The 21,951-nt window shown below is 56.9% G+C and carries 23 protein-coding genes; 14 read left to right on the top strand and 9 right to left on the bottom strand.

Annotated features, from left to right (window positions below):
- Positions 1–103: 103 nt before the first annotated feature.
- Entirely contained in the window at positions 104–1,261 is a 1,158-nt protein-coding gene (locus CFII64_RS18240; RefSeq protein WP_020292296.1) for an alkene reductase, read from the bottom strand.
- A gap of 117 nt (positions 1,262–1,378) precedes the next feature.
- Positions 1,379–2,068: a type 1 glutamine amidotransferase domain-containing protein gene (locus tag CFII64_RS18235; protein ID WP_020292295.1), complete on the bottom strand. Its 690-nt coding sequence runs from the start codon at positions 2,066–2,068 to the stop codon at positions 1,379–1,381.
- A gap of 361 nt (positions 2,069–2,429) precedes the next feature.
- On the opposite strand from CFII64_RS18235, the gene CFII64_RS18230 reads away from it, so the two are divergent.
- The 3 genes from CFII64_RS18230 (at position 2,430) to CFII64_RS18220 (ending at position 5,959) form a co-directional block, all read left to right on the top strand.
- On the top strand, positions 2,430–3,380 hold the full coding sequence (locus CFII64_RS18230; protein ID WP_020292294.1) for an AraC family transcriptional regulator: 951 nt from the start codon (positions 2,430–2,432) through the stop codon (positions 3,378–3,380).
- A gap of 251 nt (positions 3,381–3,631) precedes the next feature.
- Positions 3,632–5,251, top strand: coding sequence for a GMC family oxidoreductase (locus CFII64_RS18225; protein WP_020292293.1), 1,620 nt, complete (start codon positions 3,632–3,634; stop codon positions 5,249–5,251).
- Between the two features lie 123 nt (positions 5,252–5,374).
- Positions 5,375–5,959 (top strand): TetR/AcrR family transcriptional regulator, encoded by a 585-nt coding sequence (locus tag CFII64_RS18220; RefSeq protein ID WP_020292292.1) that lies wholly within the window; start codon positions 5,375–5,377, stop codon positions 5,957–5,959.
- Between the two features lie 121 nt (positions 5,960–6,080).
- Here CFII64_RS18220 and CFII64_RS18215 read toward each other — a convergent pair whose 3' ends face one another.
- Positions 6,081–6,485: a helix-turn-helix domain-containing protein gene (locus CFII64_RS18215; RefSeq protein WP_020292291.1), complete on the bottom strand. Its 405-nt coding sequence runs from the start codon at positions 6,483–6,485 to the stop codon at positions 6,081–6,083.
- A gap of 48 nt (positions 6,486–6,533) precedes the next feature.
- On the opposite strand from CFII64_RS18215, the gene CFII64_RS18210 reads away from it, so the two are divergent.
- The gene (locus tag CFII64_RS18210; RefSeq protein WP_044901527.1) at positions 6,534–7,349 is read left to right on the top strand and encodes an SDR family NAD(P)-dependent oxidoreductase; all 816 of its coding nucleotides are present in this window, start codon (positions 6,534–6,536) and stop codon (positions 7,347–7,349) included.
- Between the two features lie 129 nt (positions 7,350–7,478).
- Entirely contained in the window at positions 7,479–7,946 is a 468-nt protein-coding gene (locus CFII64_RS18205) for a MarR family winged helix-turn-helix transcriptional regulator (protein WP_020292289.1), read from the top strand.
- Positions 7,947–7,948: 2 nt separating this feature from the next.
- On the opposite strand, the gene CFII64_RS18200 is transcribed toward CFII64_RS18205, so the two are convergent.
- Positions 7,949–8,962 (bottom strand): zinc-binding dehydrogenase, encoded by a 1,014-nt coding sequence (locus CFII64_RS18200; RefSeq protein ID WP_020292288.1) that lies wholly within the window; start codon positions 8,960–8,962, stop codon positions 7,949–7,951.
- 336 nt (positions 8,963–9,298) lie between these two features.
- On the opposite strand from CFII64_RS18200, the gene CFII64_RS18195 reads away from it, so the two are divergent.
- Entirely contained in the window at positions 9,299–9,802 is a 504-nt protein-coding gene (locus CFII64_RS18195) for a hypothetical protein (RefSeq protein WP_020292287.1), read from the top strand.
- 177 nt (positions 9,803–9,979) lie between these two features.
- Here the strand turns inward: CFII64_RS18195 and CFII64_RS30295 are convergent, their stop codons facing one another.
- Together CFII64_RS30295 and CFII64_RS18185 are read right to left on the bottom strand one after the other, a co-directional pair.
- A complete protein-coding gene (locus CFII64_RS30295; protein WP_256208114.1) occupies positions 9,980–10,156 on the bottom strand; it encodes a membrane dipeptidase in 177 nt (58 codons plus the stop codon).
- A gap of 142 nt (positions 10,157–10,298) precedes the next feature.
- The gene (locus CFII64_RS18185; RefSeq protein ID WP_020292284.1) at positions 10,299–11,150 is read right to left on the bottom strand and encodes a LysR family transcriptional regulator; all 852 of its coding nucleotides are present in this window, start codon (positions 11,148–11,150) and stop codon (positions 10,299–10,301) included.
- A gap of 18 nt (positions 11,151–11,168) precedes the next feature.
- On the opposite strand from CFII64_RS18185, the gene CFII64_RS30160 reads away from it, so the two are divergent.
- The 4 genes from CFII64_RS30160 (at position 11,169) to CFII64_RS18160 (ending at position 16,152) form a co-directional block, all read left to right on the top strand.
- Positions 11,169–13,151, top strand: a complete 1,983-nt coding sequence (locus CFII64_RS30160; RefSeq protein ID WP_218187610.1) for an NAD(P)-binding domain-containing protein — start codon at positions 11,169–11,171, stop codon at positions 13,149–13,151.
- Positions 13,152–13,160: 9 nt separating this feature from the next.
- Positions 13,161–13,646 (top strand): nuclear transport factor 2 family protein, encoded by a 486-nt coding sequence (locus CFII64_RS18170; protein WP_020292282.1) that lies wholly within the window; start codon positions 13,161–13,163, stop codon positions 13,644–13,646.
- A gap of 207 nt (positions 13,647–13,853) precedes the next feature.
- Positions 13,854–15,329: an MFS transporter gene (locus tag CFII64_RS18165; protein ID WP_020292281.1), complete on the top strand. Its 1,476-nt coding sequence runs from the start codon at positions 13,854–13,856 to the stop codon at positions 15,327–15,329.
- Between the two features lie 64 nt (positions 15,330–15,393).
- A complete protein-coding gene (locus CFII64_RS18160) occupies positions 15,394–16,152 on the top strand; it encodes an SDR family oxidoreductase (RefSeq protein WP_020292280.1) in 759 nt (252 codons plus the stop codon).
- Positions 16,153–16,194: 42 nt separating this feature from the next.
- Here CFII64_RS18160 and CFII64_RS18155 read toward each other — a convergent pair whose 3' ends face one another.
- Positions 16,195–16,857 (bottom strand): hypothetical protein, encoded by a 663-nt coding sequence (locus tag CFII64_RS18155; protein ID WP_020292279.1) that lies wholly within the window; start codon positions 16,855–16,857, stop codon positions 16,195–16,197.
- A 363-nt stretch (positions 16,858–17,220) separates the two neighbouring features.
- Positions 17,221–17,811 (bottom strand): TetR/AcrR family transcriptional regulator, encoded by a 591-nt coding sequence (locus CFII64_RS18150; RefSeq protein ID WP_020292277.1) that lies wholly within the window; start codon positions 17,809–17,811, stop codon positions 17,221–17,223.
- A 176-nt stretch (positions 17,812–17,987) separates the two neighbouring features.
- On the opposite strand from CFII64_RS18150, the gene CFII64_RS18145 reads away from it, so the two are divergent.
- The 3 genes from CFII64_RS18145 to CFII64_RS18135 all read left to right on the top strand — a co-directional run bounded on the left by CFII64_RS18145 (position 17,988) and on the right by CFII64_RS18135 (position 20,131).
- Positions 17,988–18,728 carry an SDR family NAD(P)-dependent oxidoreductase gene (locus tag CFII64_RS18145; RefSeq protein ID WP_020292276.1) on the top strand — a complete coding sequence of 247 codons (741 nt, stop codon included), beginning with the start codon at positions 17,988–17,990 and terminating at the stop codon, positions 18,726–18,728.
- Between the two features lie 135 nt (positions 18,729–18,863).
- Positions 18,864–19,349 carry a nuclear transport factor 2 family protein gene (locus CFII64_RS18140; RefSeq protein WP_020292275.1) on the top strand — a complete coding sequence of 162 codons (486 nt, stop codon included), beginning with the start codon at positions 18,864–18,866 and terminating at the stop codon, positions 19,347–19,349.
- Positions 19,350–19,402: 53 nt separating this feature from the next.
- Complete coding sequence (locus CFII64_RS18135) at positions 19,403–20,131, top strand: SDR family oxidoreductase (RefSeq protein ID WP_154232587.1); 729 nt, start codon at positions 19,403–19,405, stop codon at positions 20,129–20,131.
- 175 nt (positions 20,132–20,306) lie between these two features.
- On the opposite strand, the gene CFII64_RS18130 is transcribed toward CFII64_RS18135, so the two are convergent.
- Complete coding sequence (locus CFII64_RS18130; RefSeq protein ID WP_020292273.1) at positions 20,307–20,951, bottom strand: ABATE domain-containing protein; 645 nt, start codon at positions 20,949–20,951, stop codon at positions 20,307–20,309.
- Between the two features lie 32 nt (positions 20,952–20,983).
- Here CFII64_RS18130 and CFII64_RS18125 point away from each other — a divergent pair, with 32 nt between their 5' ends.
- Entirely contained in the window at positions 20,984–21,925 is a 942-nt protein-coding gene (locus CFII64_RS18125) for an alpha/beta fold hydrolase (RefSeq protein ID WP_020292272.1), read from the top strand.
- Positions 21,926–21,951 lie beyond the last annotated feature (26 nt).

The raw sequence follows: 21,951 nt of genomic DNA, 5'->3' as shown, positions 1-21,951 counted from the left end.
AAGCTCGCGCTCATCAACCTCGCGCCGCCAGCAGTCCCGCCACTTCTGCACCGATGCCGGTGCTGCCGCTATGATCAGGACAACTGTCCTTCAATAGCTTTACTCATGACAGCACCTCTTCCTTAACGTCGGACTCAGATCTGCAATACACCGGATAATCTGTGAAGCCTTGTGCGCCGCCGCCATAGAGGGAGGCGGGATCGATTTTATTCAGAGGCCAGCCGTTGGCGATCCGCTGGGGCAGATCAGGGTTGGCGATGAATGGCCGCCCGAACGCGATGAAATCGCCAAGACCCGCCTCGATAATCCGAGCCGCCCGAGCTGCGTCATAGAGTCCTGCATAGATGATTCGGCCGCTGAATGAGCGCCTCACATCACGGCGAAAGGCCTCGGGCAAGTCGGGCGCATTCGCCCAGTCCGCTTCGGCAATCGACAGGTAAGCAACGCCTGCCTGCTCAAGCACTTTGATTGCCTCAATGTAGGTTTGATGTGGATCGTCCTCTACGAAGCCGATATAAACCCGGTCTTCGCTGGTGCTGGTGAACAGCGGTGTGAAGCGCACGCCGACGCGCTCCGGACCTGCAACCGCACTGACAGCCTGAACCACTTCTCGCAGAAAACGCAGGCGGTTATCCAGCGAGCCACCGTATTCATCGTCGCGCTGGTTTGCATGTGTCGAGATGAACTGGTTGACCAGATAACCGTTGGCCGAGTGAATCTCCACGCCGTCGAATCCGGCGCTCAGCGCATTTCGCGTTGCCTGGGCGTAGGCCTCGACCAACTCCTTGATTTGTGGAACGGTCAGTTCGCGGGGCATGGACGGCTCGACGAGTGTGCCAGCGCCTGGAGAGGTTTCGATGAAGGCCTTCACGTTCAGTGCCTGGATCGCAGAGGGCGCAATCGGCGCAGCATGTTCTGGCTGCAGTTCGGTATGAGAGACCCTGCCAACATGCCAAAGCTGCGCGAAGATCACGCCGCCTTCAGCATGCACTGCGTCGGTCACTTCGCGCCATCCGTCAATCTGAGCCTGGCTGTAAATCCCCGGCGTCCAGGCATAACCCTTGCCGCGCGGCTCGATCTGGGTTCCTTCGCTGACGATGAGGCCGGCGCTGGCGCGTTGCCGGTAGTAGGTGGCCATGAGAGAGGTGGGAACATCGCCGGGCTGACCGCTTCGCTGACGGGTGAGCGCAGGCATGACAATCCGGTTTTTCAGGGTATGAAAGCCCAATGTCACCGGTTCAAAGAGTGAGCTGTGGTGCATGATTCGATTCCTTTTGGAGCGTACTTCAGTCGCCGCGCAGTGTTTACCAACTGCGACAACTCAGGTGATCGGGAGGGAATGGTGGAAGGCGTAACAACGCCTTCCACCCAAGCTCATTCAGGCTGCCGGGTGGCTGAGCTGCTTCACAAGGACCTGGGCGGCTTCAGTTGAAGAGCCTGGGTTTTGACCCGTGATCAGCAGGCCATCGCTCACCACGTAAGAGCTCCAGTCCTCGCCTTTCGAATACAGTCCGCCGTTAGCTTTGAGTTCGTCCTCGACCAGGAATGGCACCACGTTGGTCAGGCCGACAGCCTCTTCTTCGGTGTTGGTGAAACCTGTGACGTGTTTGCCTTCGACCAGCGGTGTGCCGTCAGGCTTTTTCACGTATCGCAGGACGCCGGGTGCATGGCAGACGAGGGCCGCAGGCTTGCCGGAGGCCAGGAATGATTGAATCAGTTGGATGGAGTTCACATCTTCGGCCAGGTCCCAGAGCGGACCATGACCACCTGGATAAAAAACGGCGTCGTAGTCTGCCTGGGAGACGCTGTCCAGACGCACGGTGACTGCCAGTTTTGCATTCGCTTCGGCATCGGCCTCGAAGCGGCGGGTCAGATCGGTTTGAAACGACGGTTCATTGCTTTTGGGATCAAGTGGCGGCTGTCCACCTTTAGGCGAAGCCAGAACAACTTCTGCTCCCGCTGCCAAAAACGCGTAGTAGGGCGCAGCCAGCTCTTCCAGCCAGAAGCCGGTCTTACGACCGGTGTTGCCAAGGGTGTCGTGGGAGGTCAGGACCATGAGGATTTTCATTGGGTGATTCCTTAACAGGTAGAGGGTAGTGAGTAATGAGACAGCTTCTGGAATTAACACGTAGACCGGTCGTCTACGATTCGAATAAATTATTCAACGTGCAGCGCTACAGTGGGCGCTAACAGGGCTAACGAGGAAGCTGGGGTGAAAAACTTCAGTCCGGTATTCATGAAAGATTAGCGCTACTCGGTGAATGTGTGGCTAAGCTAACAGCAATTAGACCAGTCGTATAGTGGCGCTTCAATTTTTTTTGCTCCGCCTTGGGGGGGCAAATGGCGTAGCCTGCCTGCAGGTCCTGACCTTAGCGGATGGGAAGCCGCCCACGACATTTAGTCTGCACACAGAATCAGGAACGCTTTCCATGAAGCCAAGGGTCTTCGACACTCATGACATGGACTTTGACTTGGGGCCTGATGCCGCAGCCAACTGGTCTGACGTCATGCTTGAGCACCATGGGCTGTACTGTCGGTTTGATGAGTCACGCTCAAGCAGTTCCACATCGAAAAGCTGGACGCTGGGCAATATTGGCATGACCCAGGCTGACCTGGCGTCTGTCGTGTTGGCTCCCGTTGGGGAGGAGCAATCTTCCTGGCAGGGTGATTGGCTTTACCTGAAGTTGATGACCGGCGGGCATGTAGATATAGAAGAAGCTGGAAATCGGCATCGCTTCAAAACCGGCAGCATGTTTTTCATTGACCCTGAACGGCCGTTCCAGGAGTCGTTTACCGACCGCGGCCAAATGACCGTTCTGCGCATTCCCAAGCCCGGCTTGCGTGATCGAGGACTTCGATATTCATTGTCTGGATTGGTAGTCGCTGATATGAACTCGGCTGACATGCGCGCCACCCGCGAACTGATTAACTGCATCGCGCAGCAACAAATCGCGCCCAGCCCTTTGATCCGCGACTTGATGGGCCGACAGCTGTTCGAGCTGATAGACGCTATTCTGGGTAGTTCTGGGGATAAGGCAACATCTCGCAGTACCGACGTCGTACTGTTGCGAGCGAGACGTTACATCCACACATCTTTAAGTGATACCGGACTGGACACTACGGCGATTGCCGCCGCCGCGCATGTCTCGGTTAAACACTTGCAGCGCTTGTTCAGAAATCAGGACACTACGGTAATGCGTCATGTCTGGTACGTCCGCTTGCAGCGCGCACAACGGCTGCTGACCGCCACTCAAACGCTCAGACCCAGCGTCCAGGAAGTCGCGTGGCAATGCGGATTCGCCACCGCAGCCCATTTCAGTCGTGCCTACCGCGCGGAGTTCGGCATTTGCCCGTCCCAGGTTCAAGTTAACGCTTCTTGAAAATCTTTCAATAACGCTTTTCAACACTGTCAGTGAGATGAAAAGCGCCTCGCAGACATCCAGCAAGCGCCTTTCAGATAACGGGTGTGTTTCCTCTGGGCCATAGAATCAGTCACGTCGTCGCAGACTGATTTATCCCCGTAGCTGTTGCCTGGTCGCATCAGCCGTAAAACCCATTATTAGTCATTCGCTGTATTGATTGCGCTATTGCTCCTCGCCGTCAAAGCACAGCGATGTCCAGAGGCATCCCTATGAAAAGTTATATCGGCGCAACTGACAGCGCAGATGTTTCGCGTCGTATTGAAGAAAATCAGCGTCAGTTAAAAGCTAATCTCCGTGGCGCTTACGATTACATCGTATGTGGTTCCGGCACGTCCGGTTCGGTGGTGGCCCGGCGTCTCGCGGAAAATCTTGATGTTAACGTTTTGCTGCTTGAGGCGGGCGGTAGTGACGACGTACCAACTGTCACGGATGCAAGTACCTGGTTCGCCAACCTGGGCAGTGAGCGGGACTGGCAGTTTCAGGCTCAACCAAATCCCCACCTGAATGGCCGAGCCATACCACTTTCCATGGGCAAAGTGCTGGGCGGCGGTGCATCGATCAACGTTATGGTCTGGTCACGCGGTCACAGCAGTGATTGGGACTATTTCGCCAGCGAGTCAGGCGATACGGCCTGGAATTACGCGTCGACTCTGGCGGTTTATCGGCGCATCGAAGACTGGAAGGGCGCTCCAGATCCACAACGCCGAGGCACCGGTGGTCCGGTTTTCGTGCAGCCTCCGCCAAACCCCAATCCAATTGCACCGGCGATGTTGGGAGCCGCGGCAGAGCTTGGTATGGCTGTTTACGACGATCAGAACGGCGAAATGATGGAGGGCCCTGGCGGTGCTGCGTTAGCCAATGTGTGTCTGGAGAATGGTCGCCGTCGCTCGATCTTTCGTAGCTACGTGTACCCATTGATGGCCCAGCCCAACCTGACGGTGTTGACTCATACGCATGTTTTGCGGGTGTTGCTGGAGGGCAAGCGAGCGGTTGGGGTCGAAGCCCTCCATGATGGCAAAGTCATGACCTTCAGAGCCAGAGAAGAGGTTGTGCTGTCGCTAGGCGCGATCAACACACCAAAGGTCTTGATGCTTTCGGGAATCGGCGATGCACGGGAACTCACCAGACACGGTATCGCTGTGGTGCAGGATCTCCCGGGCGTCGGCCAGAATTATCAGGACCACATCATGGTTTCCGGGTGCATCTGGGAGTACCAGCAGGCCCATGCGCCGCACAACAACGCGGGGGAGTCGACGTTCTTCTGGAAAAGTGATCCATCACTTGATGTCCCGGACATCCAGACCTTCCTGGCGCAGATCCCCATCGCCACGCCCGAAGCCCAAGCCATTTTTAACCCGCCCGCTGCTGCATGGTCGCTGTTGCCAGGGCTGGTGCGGCCCAAAAGCCGAGGCTCGATCACTCTGTCGGGCGGCCATCCCATGGACCCGCTGAACATTGACAGCGCGGCGTTGGCCGATCCGGAGGATTTGCAGGCCTTGGTGCGCGCCGTCGAGTTTTGTCGGGAGCTTGGCAACAGCTCGACCATGCGCCCATTTGTCCGCCGTGAAGTCATGCCCGGAGCCATGAGCCGCAAGGCCTTGGAGTCGTTTGTACGCAATACCGCGTCCACCGTTTGGCATCAGTCCTGTACGGCAAAGATGGGTACGGATGCCCTGTCGGTAGTGGACTCGCAATTACGGGTCTATGGCATTAACGGCCTCAGAATCGCAGACGCCTCGATCATGCCGCGAGTAACTACCGGCAACACCATGGCTCCGTGCGTGATCATCGGCGAACGCTTGGGCACGCTGCTGACAGGCCAGGTTTGAGCTGGTAAGGAGTGTTAACGCCACATTGGTGTAAGCGTACGATGTTTGGCTGCATTCCACGTGCAGCCAGATGCCCGCGCGAGGATACTTGACTCTCGGCCTACCAGAAGGTAGGTTCGGCCCATGATCAAGCACTCAAACACCTTTTACGAGATTCTTAACTGCGCTCGCTCGCTTATTATTGCAGGCGGGTATAACGGTTTCAGCTATGCGGATATAGCCGAGTTTGTGGGTATTCGCAAAGCCAGTATCCACCACCACTTTCCTACCAAGGTGGACCTTGTACGCACGCTTGTCATTCGGTACCGAGAGGAAGCAGAAGCTGGACTTGGCGAAATAGAACGCCATTATCCCGCCCCGGAAGATCAACTGCGCGCCTACATGGGCTATTGGCAATCCTGCATAGGCGATGCAACAAAGGGCTACTGCGTCTGCGCATTGATGGCGACTCAGATTCCGGTATTACCCCAAGAGGTTGTGATCGAGGTGCGAACCCACTTTCGAGCATTATCCGCCTGGCTTACGTCCGTCCTTGAGCAGGGATTGAAACAAGGCAGTTTCACGTTGCGCGGCGATGCTCGCGTCGAAGCCGAGGCATTCATGGCGACCGTTCATGGCGCGATGCTTTCGGCTCGGGCATACGGCGATCCCGACATGTTTGGCGTGATTACCCTCCCGCTCATCGACAGGCTGGTCATCAAGCAATGATAGAAAAGGCGGCTCTTACCCGCCCTTGAAGATGTTCCATTTTCGCAATGCGCATATCCAGGATGCCCAGGGCGAGTTGGGCATGCATGACGGTGCGGAGCAGAAATTCTCCCGGAACTGCTCAAACCGCCTCGGACAAATCGCCAGCCTCGGGTGGATGGCTTGTTGAAAATCTGCGCGCCGCGATGAGAACAGGAAGCAGCTGGCGGCCCATCTCTGACAATTGATATTCGACACGCAGAGGCTTTTCATCAAAATCGATTCGCTCGATCAATCCATCGCTGGTCATTTCGCGAAGCTGGGCCGTCAGCATCTTCTGGGAAATGCCTGGCAGATCGCGCTTCAATTGCAGCGTGCGGATCGATGGATCAGCGTAGAGCCTGAACAGAATCGGTAGTTTCCATCGACTCTTGATCATGTCGACCACCCGGGCAACGTGCCAGGCTGAACCCTCAGGCCCAAGGCAAATCTCACGTTGTTCCTGACTGATAGGCACATAAAAGTGCGTACTGGTTTCATCCATCATCTCTATTTACCTTGCGACGTTAACAATACTTCAATGGGTGGTGAGTACATGGACTTGCAATTAGGTGGTAAGAAGGCGTTGGTCACCGGCAGTAGCAAAGGCATTGGCGAAGCGATCGCCAGAAAACTCGCTTTTGAGAACGCTGTGACCGTCGTGCACGGGCGGGACAGAGCGCAGGCAGAAAGAGTGGCCAAGGACATCATCAAACTGGGTGGCAGTGCCTTTGTCGTAGTGGGTGATCTGGTGGACGATGATCAGGTCCAGCGACTTGTCGACGCAGCGCAAAAACTCGTCGGTCCTATCGACATCCTGATTAATAACGCCGGCGGCTCCGGCGGGACAAAAGACAGTTGGAACTCTACCCGGCCTGAGAGCTGGACGGCTGCCTATGATCGCAATGTACTCTCGGCCCTTCGGGTCACCACGCGTTTATTGCCCAAGATGCGGGAAGCGCGATGGGGGCGAGTCATCAACATATCCAGTTTGGCCGCAACGATGCCACCTCCCACTGCGCCTGACTATTGCGCCGCCAAAGCCGCTATGAATGCAATGACCGCTTCCATGGCCAAAGCTGTAGCCGCAGAGGGTATAACGGTCAACGCCATCTCTCCCGGCACGATACACAGCGCCACCCTTGACGCTCGGTTTCGTGAGGTCGCCGAGGAACATGGCTTGGCGAGTAAAGACGCGCCATGGGATGAAATCGAGCGCGCGGTCTTGCCGATGTTTGCCCAGGTTCCTCTTGGCAGAGTCGGTCGTCTGGACGAGATCGCGGCCGCTGTCGCGTTTCTGGCAAGCCCTGTTGCGGGTTACATAACCGGGGTCAACTTACGTATCGATGGTGGTCTTTCTCCAGTTATCTGATACGTACATCGTAAACGCTCTTTTCCCCAATCCCGCCTTGCGCAAATGGAGCACCTCGGGCGGGTTTCGCAGTTGCCCTGAGTATCGACTACGGTTTAGGCTGCGCCGGAGCTCAGGGAACCCGCGCACATGGTCATTGAAAAAAAGCTAAACACCGCGTCGGTCCGCATGAAGTCGCTGCATCCACTCGATCATGCTCTTGAATTACTGCATTTCGGATTTCGCGGGCTGACTATCAAGGCCGATCAGTTTCTCGCGACGCGCGACCTGTCTCGCGTGCATCACCGTGTTCTCTACATCATTGCGCGGGCTGACGAGATCAATGTCGGTGATCTGGCACTGACATTAGGGGTCAGCAAGCAAGCGTTACATCGGCCTCTCAAGCACTTGATCGATCAGGATCTGGTGTTTTCCAGCCGCTGTCCGGAGCACCATCGTTTCAAACTCCTGCAACTCACAGAAGTGGGCAGGGCGGTGGAACAGACCGCCACTGAACTGGAGCGCCAGACCCTGCATCAAGCCTTTGGCAATGTAGGGGTCGAGGGCCGAGAGGCCTGGACGTCCGTCATGGCGTCACTGGCAGACAATCTGAACTGAAATCAGATGATGCATTCACGCACCATGATGCACTTGGCGAGTGGTTGCAGCAGCGCTTCGGTTGCCTCATCGGGCGAGATCACGGTCGGGCTTACCATCAGAGGGTCGCAGCGCCCGCTGCTGACGAGTTCGAACACCTTGGGGATGTGTGGACGTACATTGCAGAGCCCCACCGAGAGAGTGACGTCGCGCAGGTACATGCCGAAAAGGGGAATCTTCGGGTCGTCGAAGATTATTCCGATGCACGAGCAGTGGCCGCCCGGTGCCAGTGCCAGCAGCCCACGGTGCAGTGACTCATGATCACGGGTGGCGGATACGACAACGTCGTAACGCTCGTCCAGTATCGTGGGCAGATCAACGTTGGCACCGCTGCGCACAGCGAGATCCTGTCGATATTCATTGTCGTCCAGATAGTCGACGCTACCCGCGCCTGCGGCGACGGCCATCTGCACCGCGAGCACGCCGAGGCTTTCGGTGCCACCCACTATAAGAACCCGGGCGTCCGGCCTGGTACTGATTGGACGGCTGGTGGCAACCCAGGCATCTGTGAGGTTGTCACTGGCGCTTGCCACCGCCAACGGGTTGAGCCCCGCAGGCAAAGGGACGAGCATCGCGTCGGCGAATGGCACATCTACCACCTCCGAAAACAGCCCGCCCCAATGGCCGCCTGCAGGTACACCGTAGGCCGCATGGCGCGGTACTGTGGTGCATGCGGTGGCACGTCCGGCAAGGCACTGCGAGCAGGCTCCACACGCGATTTTCCACGGCACGGAAACCAGGTCGCCGCGACGCACTGTCGACACTGCCTCACCTACTTCCAACACCTGCGCAACACATTCGTGGCCTAGGGCGAAGGGCGGTTTGAAGGGCGTATTTCCGGCAATCAGCCGACGGTCCAGGTCACAGGAAGCGCTAGCGATAGGGCGCACCAGCGCGCTGTGGGGGCTGGATAGCTTCGGTGACGGAGCCTCGATCCACGCCAGTCGCCCGGCACTTTGAACATTCAGTACTTTCATTGGATCAGTCCCCGTTCAGGATTTCCGGTGATCCGGCAACTGACAACCTATACGCTGCGAGCGCTTCACGTCAATATGGTTGATGTGAGAGCCGTCGGAGCCGTATTGTCAGGAAGGGCTTCCTTGACACCTTAGCCTACCTACTAGTAGGATCAGGCTCGATTGAAGTCTGTATCAAGCCAAATCGGCGCATGAACAGGCCATGTGCAGGCAGCCTTGGCTGGACATGTGGGTCGTCGATATCGACCAGCTCAATTCGGCATTGGAACTTATCAGTGTCTGACCCCGTAGTCGCCGCAAGTGTGGCGCCGATCTTATTTGCCCTGAGAGGTATCCATGACGCAGCCTATGTCGTTTGCAGGCATCATCCACACAGTGATCAGCCTGATTCCTGTCATCGCAGGCATCTACAGCTTTGCCCGCTATAGCAAGATCGATAAGAAGAGACGTTCCGGCAACGTATATTTGGTGGGGTTAGTGTTAGCGGTTATCACGTCTTTTACAGTTTCAAGCACCGGAGGTTTAAACGCTGGACATGCGTTTGGCATCGTCGTCCTGCTTGCCGCTTTCGGTGGCGTGCTCGTGCACCGGTTTAGCGTTTTCGGGAAGCTTCGTCCCTATCTGTCTGACTTTGGGCTGTCGTTCAGTTTCTTCCTGTCGTTGGTGCCGGCCGTCAACGAAACGCTCACCCGACTGCCTGCTTCTCAGCCTCTGGCCGCAGGTCCAACTGCGAGCGTGGTGAAAATCACCTTGTTGGTCCTGTTCTGTTTATTTGTAGTGGGATTTGCTGCGCAATGCCGGATTGTGTACACACAGAATCGGGGGCTGGTCCGGACATAAAAATCGACGGCATCTCCACTCACGGATTTCGGGTTGCAGCCGACGGCCACGTGGATTGCGCCACGCGCAGGAAGTTCTCGCCGTATATGTTGTGAATATCCGACTCGCTGTAGCCCATCCGTTTCAATTCCTGAGCCACCTGTTCGAGTGCTGCTGGCGGCAACTGGCGCTGTCCGTTCATGTGTCCGTAATGTTGCTCTGGCCACCAATCGTTCTACAGCCCAACGGGGTCAAGCCGCCGCCCGCGCCGTGACAACCACCGGCGCAGCTGTTATCGCGGTTGTAAGCCAGCAACATTTGACGCACGCCGAGTCTGGCGAACAGCCCGACCATGGCAACGTCCTGCTGCAACATGTTCGAACCTTCGAGATCGAAAGAAACCGCCAGCTTGCGCGCGCTGTTGGCAGGAGAAATGCTGAAAACGTACAACCATCGCAGGGTCGCAACAGTACGAATGCAGAGCGCTGGCTCCGTTAATAATTCTGGATGTGAGGCACTACGTACCGATCATTTCACCTGCGAGATCCGCCAGGGCGCGGAGCCTGTCCATATGCCTCATGTCTTGGTGATACCCCATCCAGATATCGCGTCCCGGCGGCTCACTGCCGACGTCCACCCATCTCAAGGCAGTCAATTGATCGCCGAGCGCGCGTGGCAAAACCGCAACACCCAATCCGCGGCCACACATCTGCGCCTGAACGGTTCGGCTGCTGCTGGTGAACACGGTATTGGCGAGCGGAAACATCTCTTTTAACCAGAGTACGTCGGGATAGTGCGCCTGTGCTGTGTTCATGAGGATCAGCCCCTGGCCGTCTGCATTTTGCGCGGCAGAAAAGGGCAGGTGCGCTGCGACGTACAGTCCGTAGCTCAGTGTCGTCAGTCGACGTTGAACAATGTCCGGCTCGGTGAACGGCACGATGCGAAAGGCGATATCTGCATCGCGGCGTGTCAGATCGAACAGCCGGTGTCCGGCGATGACCTCTGGAACAATCAGCGGGTACCGGCGCGACAGTTCGCTGAGGACTGGAGCCAACACATAACCGGCGAACCAGTCCGCCGATGAGATCCGCAACAGCCCCTCAGGTTGATCGCTGTCTCCCGCCAGGTGCCGCTCGATGGAAAGAGCGCTTCGCTCCATTTCCTCGGCCAGGCCCAGAATTTTTTCGCCGCTGTCCGTCAGTACAAGACCTTGGCCGGTGCGGCGGAAAAAAACCTGTCCGCTGTGCTGCTCAAGAACATGCAGCCGTCGTCCTACGGTGGGATGGCTGACGCCAAGTTGCTTCGCGGCAGCGCCCAATGAGCCGGTACGGACAATCGCCAGAAAGACGCGTAAGTCGTTCCAGTCCATGGGTCACCCCTAACAAAAATGAACGGCGAAGATGCAGCAATGACAGTCGCGTTGCAACCCCATCCCCCCAGACAATTGATCCACGAATATTCAGGCGGCAAGCAAGAGGGGATTCACATGAATATCGGATTTGTAGGTGTCGGGAGGATGGGACAAGCGATGATTCCTTTGCTGGTTCGGGCAGGCCATCGGGTGAGTGCATGGAATCGCAGTGCCGACGCGCTCTGCGGGTTGGACGAAATCGATGTGCTTGCATCCGCGGCGACTGCGTTTCAACAGCCGGTGGTCATCAGCATGCTCGCCGATGACGCTGCGGTGCGCGAGGTACTGCTCGAGTCTGCGGTATTGAAAACAGCCTGTGACGGCTGCATCCATATCGTCATGTCGACGCTGTCGCCAGCGCTGATGGAGCAATTGCAGAAGGAGCATGACGAGGCAGGTCTGGTGTTGATTGCCGCGCCGGTTTTCGGCATACCTGCTGTCGCGGCCACGGGTGAACTGAACATTCTCGCGGCCGGCCCCGAGGCAGCCATTGATCGTGTTCAGCCATTGTTGGATGTGCTCGGTAAACAGACCTGGAGGCTGGGTGATCAACCCGTGCAGGCCTGCATCGCAAAAATCGCCGGCAACATGATGATCGCCCAAGCCATCGAATCATTGGCTGAGGCAAGCTTGCTCACCGAGCAATATGGCCTTGGCCCATCAGCATTCATCGAAGTCGTCACTCAGACCCTGTTCGCTTGCCCCAGTTACCAGCGTTATGGGCAGAACATTGCCAACGAGCGCTACGAGCCAGGTTTCAAGCTGTTCCTCGGCTTAAAGGACGTGAATCTCGCGTTGCAGGCAGCCGAGGAGCGGGGGCTCTGTCTGCCTGCCGCAAATGTGGTTCGGTCGAGAATGGAAACGGCCGTCGCGAACGGTTTGGGTAGCAAGGATTGGTCAGCGTTTTCAATCATGAGCAAGCGCCTTCGCCCGGCCGCGCTGACTCCAGAGCCATGGCATATGAACCCTGCAAAGACTTCCCGTCGAGGGCATTTCTGGATCACTGGCGAGCGGGTCAATCAAGACGGCAAGCAATTCCAGAAAGGCCCTATGTACGTGGAATGGGAGTCCCCGGAGTTCATTACCCAACCTTATCCTGTGGTGCTGGTGCATGGCGGCACGTTTCAGGCCACTGAATGGTTCGATACACCGGACGGTCGACCCGGTTGGGCTCAGCGTTTGGTGGAGTCCGGTCACGTGGTGTTTTGCGTCGACAGACCTGGCCATGGGCGTTCTCCTTACCACTCGGAGATATTAGGGGCGATGGGGCCAGCGTTTTCCTATGAGCGTGCACAAGAGGTCTATTTCCCGGAGGGTGGGAGCGGGACCCAATGGCCCTTTACTGCGGATGACGATGCTGCTTTCGATGCGTTCATTGCGGGATATGGCCCGATGCCCAAAGACCTTGCGGCCTCCCAAGAGATGGACGCGGATCGATTGGCGCAGCTATTGGACCGAATCGGCAAGGCAATCATTGTCACCCATTCAGCCTCCGGCCCTGATGGCTGGTTATTGGCAGATCGCAGGCCTGGGCTTATCGCAGCCATTGTCGCTGTGGAACCGATGGGCCCGGTCTTTGGCGATACGCCCGGTATCGGCGCTCTAGGCTGGGGACTGACAGCGACTGCGATTACGTACGATCCGCCACGTGCATCGGCGCAGGAGGTGCAAGCCGCTGATCCATCCACGCTACAGATACCGGCCCTCAAAGGAATACCTGTAGCGCTGCTGACGGGGGAGACGTCGAAATTCGCAACTTTCGCCACCAGCATCGTGCCGTTCCTGCGCACCGCTGGCGCTCGTGTCGACCACTTGGACCTGCCTGCTTTGGGCATTCATGGAAACGGTCACGGCTTGATCTACGAACGCAATTCTGACGAAGCGCTCGGGGTGGTTTTGCGCTGGTTGAGCCAGTCACTGCCACAGGTCAACCCACACCAACCGGGTTTGGTTGAGTAGGAGAAAGGCATGAATCTCAAAGCACTGGTCACCCGACTGGACCTCCTTGAAAGTCGTCTGGCAATCGAAACGCTCATTTCTGCTTATGCAAATGCCTTCGACCGTATGAACGGCGATGTTTTGCAGCAACTTTGGCACGAGGATTCAATCCTTGATCTGCCCGGATTCGGATCTGCGGCGAGTCGAAACGAAATCATTGCAATGGCCCAACAGAGCTGGCGACAGATGCCGCACATGCATCACTGGATGGCCAACCCTTTGATCAAGATCGAGGGCGACAGCGCTGTTGGGACAGTGGCCGCCAATTGCTTGTTTCACGACATCGAGCAAGGCCCGGTGCAAGTCAGTGGCCTCTATCACGACAGCTTCGAGCGTCGTGACGAGCAGTGGAAGTTTGTGTCTCGGCGCTTCGAGTTGCACTACCTGACGCCTCTCAAAGACTGGGTTCCCGTTGCTGGAAGCGAGCATTTCAAGTCGGCTTTTACTCCTGACTGAAGAAACTGCACAACGGGTGGCGGCCTTACAAAAATGCACGAAGAACGTGCAGCTATGGCAGTGCTGCCGTCGCTCGTTGATCCGGACAATAGACCGTCAACCACGGCAACAAACCCTAAGGCTTGCCGTTTTATCTGCCAGGCAGCGGACATGAATGAATATGAAGTCTGCCTGTGCTAGCTCGCTGTGTCTTTCTGGAGTTACCCAATGACATCCAAACTGGATTGCGCCCCGGCAGCCGATTCGCGCCGATGGTATGCGTTTGCTGTTCTTCTGGTCGGCGCCTTTCTTCCACCACTGGATTTTTTCGTCGTCAATGTTGCGTTGCCGTCAATTCGTAGCGGGCTGGCGATTACCCCCGCGCAGGTCGAATGGGTCATTTCAGGCTATGCCGCCAGCTACGCCGTCTTCCTTATCACGGGCGGTCGGCTGGGTGACCTGTTTGGCCGCCGCCGAGTGTTCGTTGCGGGTATGGCCGGCTTCGGCATTGCCTCCTTGATCTGTGGCCTTGCCAACTCGCCGACGATATTAATCTGCGGACGTGTGTTGCAAGGTTTGAGCGCGGCGGCAATGGCACCTCAGGGACTGGCGTCCATTCATGCCCTGTTTCCGGAGCATGAGCGTTCGCGTGCGTTAGCGGTGTATGGCGCGACGATTGGCTTCGCGGCAGTTGTCGCCCAGGCACTTGGAGGCTTGCTGATATCGATGAATGTCTGGGGCCTGCAATGGCGTGCAGTTTTCTTGATAAATCTGCCCATCATCATCGCTGTTTTTATTGGCGGAATACGGCTGCTTCCCGATACCCGGAGCCAGACTCCGGCGCCACTGGATCGCATTGGAGTACTGCTGTGTGCGCTGACGGTTGGGCTGCTGGTTGTACCGTTGGTTGAAGGCCGGGAAGCAGGTTGGCCATGGTGGCTTTGTCTGTTGCTGCTCAGTTCGCCAGCAGTCGCGGCGGCCTTTTGGCGCCACGAGATCGCGCTGGAGCGTCGAGGCGGCACACCACTGGTCAGTCCGCAACTCAGTCGAGCACCCGGGCTGGTCGCCGGGCTGACGGGCGTACTGTTTTTCTACGTGATATCGGCATTCTTTCTAACGTTTTCGATTTACCTACAGGACGCGCTGGGGGCAACGCCATTGACCTCGGGAATGATGTTCGTCCCGTTTGGCGTGGGCTTTCTGATTGGCCCTTTGACAACTCCCTTTGCCATCCGCTTGTTCGGCCGTTTTGTTCCCGCCATTGGAATGATGCTTGAGGTACTGGGATGTCTGATCCTGAGCGCAGCGGTCGCTATCGCTCCGGCAGGGGAGAGCCCTCAATTGGCGCTCATGATCCTCGCGGTGGGGTTACTCGGGTTTGGCCAGGGTTGGGCGCTGCCAACACTTATTCGAACCGTGATAGATCGTGCACCACCCGGCGGATCAGGAATGATCTCCGGCGTAGTCAATTCGGCATTGCAGATCAGCGCCGCGCTGGGGGTGGCAGTACTCGGTGGCGTGTTTTACGCACTGGCTACTCCTGCGCAAACCCCTTCCTCGCTAGCCGCCGGATTCATTGCCAGCCTGCTGGGCATCGTTGCCTGCCTGGTCGTTTCAGCGCTGCTGTCTGTGTATGCCTCGATGCCTCGTTTACCAAAAGCAACGGCTCCTTTCGGCGTTTCGGTCAGCCCGAACCTTGACTGACTCCAGCGCCGAGCAGTTGCCAAATTTTCAACTCACCATAAATGCGTTACTCAGGAGTCAAAACATGTCTGGTAAATTTATCAATCAAGTAGCAGTCGTCACGGGCGGCTCGACTGGAATCGGCTTCGCGATTGCCCAAGCGCTGTTAGCCGAGGGCGCTAAACGCGTTTATATCACCGGGCGCTCGGCGGCAACGTTGGACGCTGCGGTTGCCGCACTGGGCGATAATGCCGTGGCGGTGGTGTCTGATGTCGCTCAGCAGGCCGATCTCGATTCGCTCAAAGCATTGGTCGAAGCTCGGGACGGTCAACTCGACGCAGTCTTCGCCAATGCCGGTGTCTGCGAAAAAAACCCAGTGGGCGAAACGACTGAAGCCGCTTACTACAACATGTTCGATATTAACGTTAAGGGTGTGTTTTTCACTGTCCAGACGCTGTTGCCGTTGATGAAGGATGGCTCGTCAATCGTTCTGACCGCTTCCATTTGTTCTGTCACCGGGATGGAAGGTCTTAGTCTTTACAGTGCTTCGAAGGCTGCGGTGCGCTCATTCGCACGAACCTGGGCCAATGAACTTAAAGGTCGGAAAATACGCGTGAATGCGCTAAGTCCTGGTTTTACCAGAACACCGTTGATGGATAACGGGCTGAAGATGGACGAGAGCCAGATTCAGGCATTGAAAGACCATGTGGAGCAAACCGTTCCGCTGGGCTACATGGCCCAGCCTGAAGAAATTGCGTCGTCCGCACTTTTCCTTGCGTGCGCTGACGCTAAATATGTGAACGGTGTGGAGTTGATTGTCGACGGCGGCCTCACTCAAATCTAAGACTTGCCTGTCTGCGCAACGTGGCGGGGACTCTGCTTATAGTCACCCATTGGTGCTGACATCCGCATCCGGCTGATCAGCATGATGAGCCTCGGCGGAAGGGGGCTTGCGCCGGGGCCAGAATCGTACCCGTGGCGATTGCAATGGCGCTCGAACCGTTTCAAACGGTAGCCAGATGAGGGTGGTTCCCGACAGCGCCACGGCGATTGCTGAAGCATTAAGTCCGCTCCCGTATGGAGCGCCTTCAATAACATCGCTCCCGCAGGAATCGGCACGCCACACGCTCTGATCCTGGACCTGCTCTGGACACATAGCAGTCTTGTGCTCGTCAGTGTGAGCAAGGTTGATCGTCTCCGCACAGGCCTGAAAAATCTGATCGTCGATACTGTCGCTTGAGATCGCCCAGCTATTTGCTGAGGCCGAAGGTGCCAATCGACCCATCTTGTTCGGCGCATTGAACGTGATCTTGCGCCAAGCCAGCAATTGAAGCATCGCTTCCACGTCCGCCCGCCGAGAATCACTTTCGGCCAACTCCGCTGGCGCCTGTGCACTTGCTGGACCGGGTGGCAACGAAGCAGGCTTGGAATGAGTCTTCAATTGGGATTGAAAATCTGGGGTAGTGGTCGGCGCCCGCGGTTTGTTTTCGACCCCGGCAGCATTCGATAACACAGCAAAAGCTGGCGGCAGGCCAGGAATGCTGGTCATGAGATCGCCTCTTGACCAGAGGCTGGCGTGGCACTGGTGATGTCTTTCTTTCTGCCTACACATGCCAAAGGTTGCGAGATGATTATCAGCGGCGCATTGGGTAGGTCGAGAGTGAGCAACTTAGGGAACTGGGGCTGGTCCATGGGGCTCTCCGTTGCGGGCGGGCACGCTTGAAGGGTACGAAGTCCGTGGCCCAAGCCGTCATTGTCTACCAACTAGTAGGTTTGTTCAATGGCAGGTGACGTGACAGTCGTGCTGACAGGCACTGAATGAATCTTCGAGGTTTTTTTTAGTTTTAAGCCTGGAGACTTTCTCCCGGCCTCACGGCACAGGCATTGAGTGCAGCCAGTGAACGGTTGATGCTCAAGCCTGCGGGTTTTCCAGTTCGTAGGCGATGAACCTGCCAGCGGTCTGCGCTACTTCGATCAAGCGTTTGCGCGGCATGCCATTACAGGCCGCTGCCGACAGGCCGCGCAGTGTGACTGAAACATAATCCGTAAGCGTTTGGGCTCGTTGCGGGTGGACCTCGTCCAGATAGCTGCGAACGACCATCAAGCCCCCATCGGCGAGAGCTTCTGCGATCTTGCGAGCAATTGCGTCGTCTGCGCGCATGCCCTCGGCGACCATGCAGCCGCGCAAAATACTGTCCTTGCCATATTGCTTCGCCGCAGCCACCAGCAGCGCAGCCAGCGCTTCGCCCGGCGGTCGGTCAGGCGAAAGCAATTTGTCCATGGGCAGTGCCTTTTCGCTGACATATCTGAGAATCGCTCGCTCGAACAGCTCAGCTTTGCTGCCGTAGGCGGCGTAGAAGCTGGGAGGCTTGATATCCATGGCTTCGACCAGGTCCGTCAGACTCACCGCATCAAAGCCGTGCTCGTGGAACAGTGCCTGGGCAATGGCAACGCCCGCTTCTCTATCGAAAGCAGGGCGGCGCTGGCGGACCTTGTCGTTCATGTTGACCTCGTCTGTAGGATCAGCAGTGTAGCGACCGCTATATCCGAGATCAATTGCCTGGCAACCAAAGCGTTGAATATGTAGCAGTTACTAAATAGTTTGCATCTCCCTCTGTGCGTATGTAGTGTTCACTACATGATTTTATCGGTCTTCGATACAAACAGAGGTACAACGCTATGCAATTCCAGGACAAAGTCGCACTGGTCACCGGCGGTTCATCGGGCTTGGGGCTCGCCATCGCCAAGGAACTCGTAGAGCAGGGCGCCCATGTGGTAATCACCGGGCGTCGCCAGCAGCAACTGGACGAGGCTCTATCCAGCCTCGGAAACCGCGCCAGCGCGGTAGTGGCTGATGTTTCAAGCAGCACGGACCTCAGCGGCTTGTTCAGCGAGATCAAATCGCGTCACGGCCGGATCGACGTGCTCGTCGCTAACGCGGGGATGGGCGAGCTTGCGCCGCTAGGCAGCATTACCGAGGAGCATTTCGACCGAGTGTTCAATACCAATGTGAAAGGCGTGACGTTCACCGTACAGGGTGCGCTGCCGCTCATGGGCGATGGCAGCAGCATCGTGATCATTGGTTCTACCGCTTCCATCGATCCCGGTCCCGGCTTGAGTGTCTACGGCGCGACCAAGGCAGCGTTGCGAACGTTGGTGAGGAGCTGGGTTCTCGATATCAAAGGTCGCGGGGTGCGGATCAATCTGTTGAGCCCCGGCCCCGTCGACACCGATTCGTTGCGCAATATGCTGGCTGAACACGCAGAAGCCGTCATCAAGTCGCTGAGCGAAAAAAGCACCATCGGGCGCATCGGCCAAGCGCATGAAATCGCCAAGGCGGTGGCTTTCCTGGCCAGTGATGCCGCCAGCTATATCAATGGCGTGGAACTGTTCGCTGATGGTGGAGCTTCCCAGGTCTGAAGCAGCAGTGTTGCCTGACAGAACTGATTCTCGGGACGGCATTGGGTGTTAGCCAAGGCGCCTTGTCGAGTTCACGAAACCGTTTAGCCGATCCTCAACTCCATCCACCGCCGGCCTAGAGCCCTGGAGAAAAACATGAGCAACAATCTGGATATCGTCACCCGCCTTGCGGCCGAGAGCGCGATTCATCGACTTCACGCCACTTACATTCATCGTTTGGACAGCGGTGATTTCCCCGGCGTAGCAGACGTGCTTCAGCATGCCGTGATTCATGTGCTGGGCAATGAGGCGTCCACGCTGGAGGGACTGTTGACGTTTTTTCAGGCCGGTCTTCAGGTCCATTCAGATGGAACCCCGCGCACCTGGCATTCCATCACGAACGTGCTGATTGACGTGGCTGCGTCGGGCGATAAGGCGAGTTCGGCAAGCTACTACACCGTGCACCAGCAGCTCGATGATTTTCCCTTGCAGCCTATCTGTGCCGGCAAGTACCTGGATCAGTTTGAACTTCATGACGGTGAGTGGCGGTTCAGTCGCCGTGAAGTGACGTTACGCTTTGCCGGCGACCTTCGGCACCACGTTCAAGGTACGCAAAGCGAAGCGGTGGCGCAGACAGCCTGAAGCACAACACAGGCTTCATGATGGCAAAACTCCCAAACGACCAGGATAAAACCGTGAATGACAAACGACAGGCGCTGGTCACTGGCGCCAATAAAGGGATTGGTCTGGCTATCGCCAGAGGCCTCGCAGAGGCTGGCTTTTTCGTCTGGATCGGTGCTCGCGACAGTGCGCGTGGCGAGCTGGCCGTTGCCGATTTGCGCGATAAGGGACTCGATGTGGGCTTGCTTGAACTGGACGTTGCCGACGAAGCCAGCGTGCATCGCGCCACCGCCACCTTAACCTCTCAAATTACCTCGCTCGATATATTGGTCAACAATGCCGGCATTGCCGTCGATATGACGAAGCCGCCTAGCGAAGTTCAGATGAAGGATATGAAAGCGGTTTTCGAGGTCAACCTGTTTGGTCCTGTTCGCGTTACCCAGTCCTTTCTTCCTTTGCTCAAGGCCGCCGACCAGGCACGGATCGTGATGATGAGCAGCGGGGTTGGTTCGCTGACCTTGATAACTGATCCTACTTCGATCTACTCAAGCGTCAACCTTCTCGACTACACCTCTTCCAAGGTGGCGCTGAACGCCGTCACGGTGTCTTTCGCAAAAGAGTTGGAGCCGCTGGGAATCAAGGTGAACGCGGTCGAACCCGGACATGTGCGCACCGATCTCAACGGCAATTCAGGTGTGTTGACGCCTGAAGAGGGCGCAGCCACGGCAATCAGAATGGCATTGCTTGGACCGGAAGGGCCCACGGGCGGTTTTTTTGGCAGTCATGGTCGCCAACCCTGGTGAGTGTGGGCGGCTGCGAGGCAGGCAGCCGCATCTTGATGAAAGTATCTGGCAACGGCTGCCATGACAGATCGGAAACTGAAGGTGCTTTCGGTATCGGTCTCTGGAAGACAGGGCGGACATCGATTTCATACGGCTGACAAAAGCTTAACGTCGCAGTCGCGCGTGCCTGAAAAGGCTATTCAGATTGCTTCCTGGCGCGGAATGCCGCCACTTTCATGCGGTTACCGCAGGTCGCCATACTGCACCAGCGGCGGCGGTGTGATTTGCTCAAGTCATGGAAAAGCAGCACGCAATCATCGGCCTCGCACTGCCGGACGAATTCGAACTTATTGTCAGTGACCAGACTGACCAAGGACTCGGCCACAGGTCCAAGCAGGCTTGCCGCACTGCTGTCCCTTTGGTGAATTGCGACTCGGAACTTACGCAATTCATCGTTCCATTCCAGCATCCTCGTCGACCGGCCCGCTTCAAGTACCTGGTTGATGACGGTGAGATCGACTGGACCGCCGTGCATTGCAGCGTTTACCACCGCCCGGGAACACTCGCGAAGCTTGCGAGCATGAGCGAGCAACCCACGCGGTGTCCTCTGCTCAGCGTTCTCGGGCAGCAACCCTGCCATCGTCAGCCAGTTCACCACGCTTTCATCATCGGTGAGAATTTCATGGCGCTGATCGCCCACACCGTACTCGCTGTTTATGAAGTCAAGGGCAAGGTTGTCAGCCAGGAAGAGCGCGCCTGAGGAAGAGCTGGTCGAAGTCATGATGGCCTGTAACTGATAAATGACGTTTGACAGGTTACCAAAATAGAACGTAACCTTCAAACCTCGTTATTAACGGTTACAGGAGAATGATCATGACCTCTTCAAAATCCATAGCGGCTGCGGGGCTCGCGGCTACTCTGCTGATGGGCGGCGCGCAATCTGCCAATGCCGCCGCTCAGGTTCATTACCGCTACGAGCAGGTGGGCGATGTTAAGGTTTTCTATCGTGAGGCAGGCAGCCCAAGCGCACCGACAGTGCTGCTATTGCACGGCTTTGCCGCCTCGTCATTCATGTTCCGCGATCTTATTCCCGCGTTAGCTGACCGCTATCATGTGATCGCACCCGACCTGCCAGCCTTTGGTTTCACCGAAGCCCCGGGGAGAGGTGAATATGCGTATACCTTCAGCCAACTGGCGAAGACCATTGGCCTGTTTACCGAGCAACTCAAACTCGATAACTACGCGCTCATGGTTCACGACTACGGTGCTCCGGTCGGATGGCGCCTGGCTGTTGCCCATCCTGACCGGGTAACCGCAATCATTTCCCAGAACGGCAACGCCTATGAGGAAGGATTGGGCGAGGGTTGGGCGCCGATTCAGAAGTATTGGCACGAGCCGACTGCGCAGAACCGGAGCGCCTTGCATGACTTCCCGACACCGGCCTCGATCAAGTGGCAGTACCTCGAAGGGGTTACCGACAAGAGTTCCGTTTCACCCGATGGCTACACGTTGGAGGGGCTTCAGATATCTCGACCTGGAAATGCGGAGATCCAGCTCGACCTGGTTTTGGACTACGCCTCGAACGTAGCGCTCTACCCAACCTTCCAGGAGTACTTTCGCAAGTATCAGCCGCCGCTGTTGGCAGTCTGGGGGAAAAACGATCCTTTCTTCCTGCCTGCCGGGGCTGAGGCCTGGAAGCGCGATATCCCCAAGGCTGACATTCGCTTCTTTGATACCGGACACTTCGCTCTCGAAACCCACGGCAAGGAAATCATTCCCGTTATCCGTGAGTTCCTGGACAAGAACATCCGGTAACGGAGCCTGGCCATAACCAACGTTCA

This window comes from Pseudomonas sp. CFII64 (genome assembly GCF_000416235.1).
In the GTDB taxonomy this organism is placed as follows: domain Bacteria; phylum Pseudomonadota; class Gammaproteobacteria; order Pseudomonadales; family Pseudomonadaceae; genus Aquipseudomonas.
This window is presented reverse-complemented; position numbering and strand designations above follow the sequence as displayed.

Excerpts from the sequence above, each read along its gene's own strand:
- CFII64_RS18195 (WP_020292287.1), top strand. The coding sequence starts at position 9,299 with ATGACGCAGCCTATGTCGTTTGCAGGCATCATCCACACAGTGATCAGC.
- CFII64_RS18170 (WP_020292282.1), top strand. The coding sequence starts at position 13,161 with ATGAATCTCAAAGCACTGGTCACCCGACTGGACCTCCTTGAAAGTCGT.
- CFII64_RS18230 (WP_020292294.1), top strand. The coding sequence starts at position 2,430 with ATGAAGCCAAGGGTCTTCGACACTCATGACATGGACTTTGACTTGGGG.
- CFII64_RS18225 (WP_020292293.1), top strand. The coding sequence starts at position 3,632 with ATGAAAAGTTATATCGGCGCAACTGACAGCGCAGATGTTTCGCGTCGT.
- CFII64_RS18205 (WP_020292289.1), top strand. The coding sequence starts at position 7,479 with ATGGTCATTGAAAAAAAGCTAAACACCGCGTCGGTCCGCATGAAGTCG.
- CFII64_RS18210 (WP_044901527.1), top strand. The coding sequence starts at position 6,534 with ATGGACTTGCAATTAGGTGGTAAGAAGGCGTTGGTCACCGGCAGTAGC.
- CFII64_RS18220 (WP_020292292.1), top strand. The coding sequence starts at position 5,375 with ATGATCAAGCACTCAAACACCTTTTACGAGATTCTTAACTGCGCTCGC.
- CFII64_RS18235 (WP_020292295.1), bottom strand. The coding sequence starts at position 2,068 with ATGAAAATCCTCATGGTCCTGACCTCCCACGACACCCTTGGCAACACC.
- CFII64_RS18140 (WP_020292275.1), top strand. The coding sequence starts at position 18,864 with ATGAGCAACAATCTGGATATCGTCACCCGCCTTGCGGCCGAGAGCGCG.
- CFII64_RS30160 (WP_218187610.1), top strand. The coding sequence starts at position 11,169 with ATGAACGGCGAAGATGCAGCAATGACAGTCGCGTTGCAACCCCATCCC.
- CFII64_RS18185 (WP_020292284.1), bottom strand. The coding sequence starts at position 11,150 with ATGGACTGGAACGACTTACGCGTCTTTCTGGCGATTGTCCGTACCGGC.
- CFII64_RS18215 (WP_020292291.1), bottom strand. The coding sequence starts at position 6,485 with ATGATGGATGAAACCAGTACGCACTTTTATGTGCCTATCAGTCAGGAA.
- CFII64_RS18125 (WP_020292272.1), top strand. The coding sequence starts at position 20,984 with ATGACCTCTTCAAAATCCATAGCGGCTGCGGGGCTCGCGGCTACTCTG.
- CFII64_RS18155 (WP_020292279.1), bottom strand. The coding sequence starts at position 16,857 with ATGACCAGCATTCCTGGCCTGCCGCCAGCTTTTGCTGTGTTATCGAAT.
- CFII64_RS30295 (WP_256208114.1), bottom strand. The coding sequence starts at position 10,156 with ATGTTGCAGCAGGACGTTGCCATGGTCGGGCTGTTCGCCAGACTCGGC.
- CFII64_RS18150 (WP_020292277.1), bottom strand. The coding sequence starts at position 17,811 with ATGAACGACAAGGTCCGCCAGCGCCGCCCTGCTTTCGATAGAGAAGCG.
- CFII64_RS18160 (WP_020292280.1), top strand. The coding sequence starts at position 15,394 with ATGTCTGGTAAATTTATCAATCAAGTAGCAGTCGTCACGGGCGGCTCG.
- CFII64_RS18200 (WP_020292288.1), bottom strand. The coding sequence starts at position 8,962 with ATGAAAGTACTGAATGTTCAAAGTGCCGGGCGACTGGCGTGGATCGAG.
- CFII64_RS18145 (WP_020292276.1), top strand. The coding sequence starts at position 17,988 with ATGCAATTCCAGGACAAAGTCGCACTGGTCACCGGCGGTTCATCGGGC.
- CFII64_RS18165 (WP_020292281.1), top strand. The coding sequence starts at position 13,854 with ATGACATCCAAACTGGATTGCGCCCCGGCAGCCGATTCGCGCCGATGG.
- CFII64_RS18240 (WP_020292296.1), bottom strand. The coding sequence starts at position 1,261 with ATGCACCACAGCTCACTCTTTGAACCGGTGACATTGGGCTTTCATACC.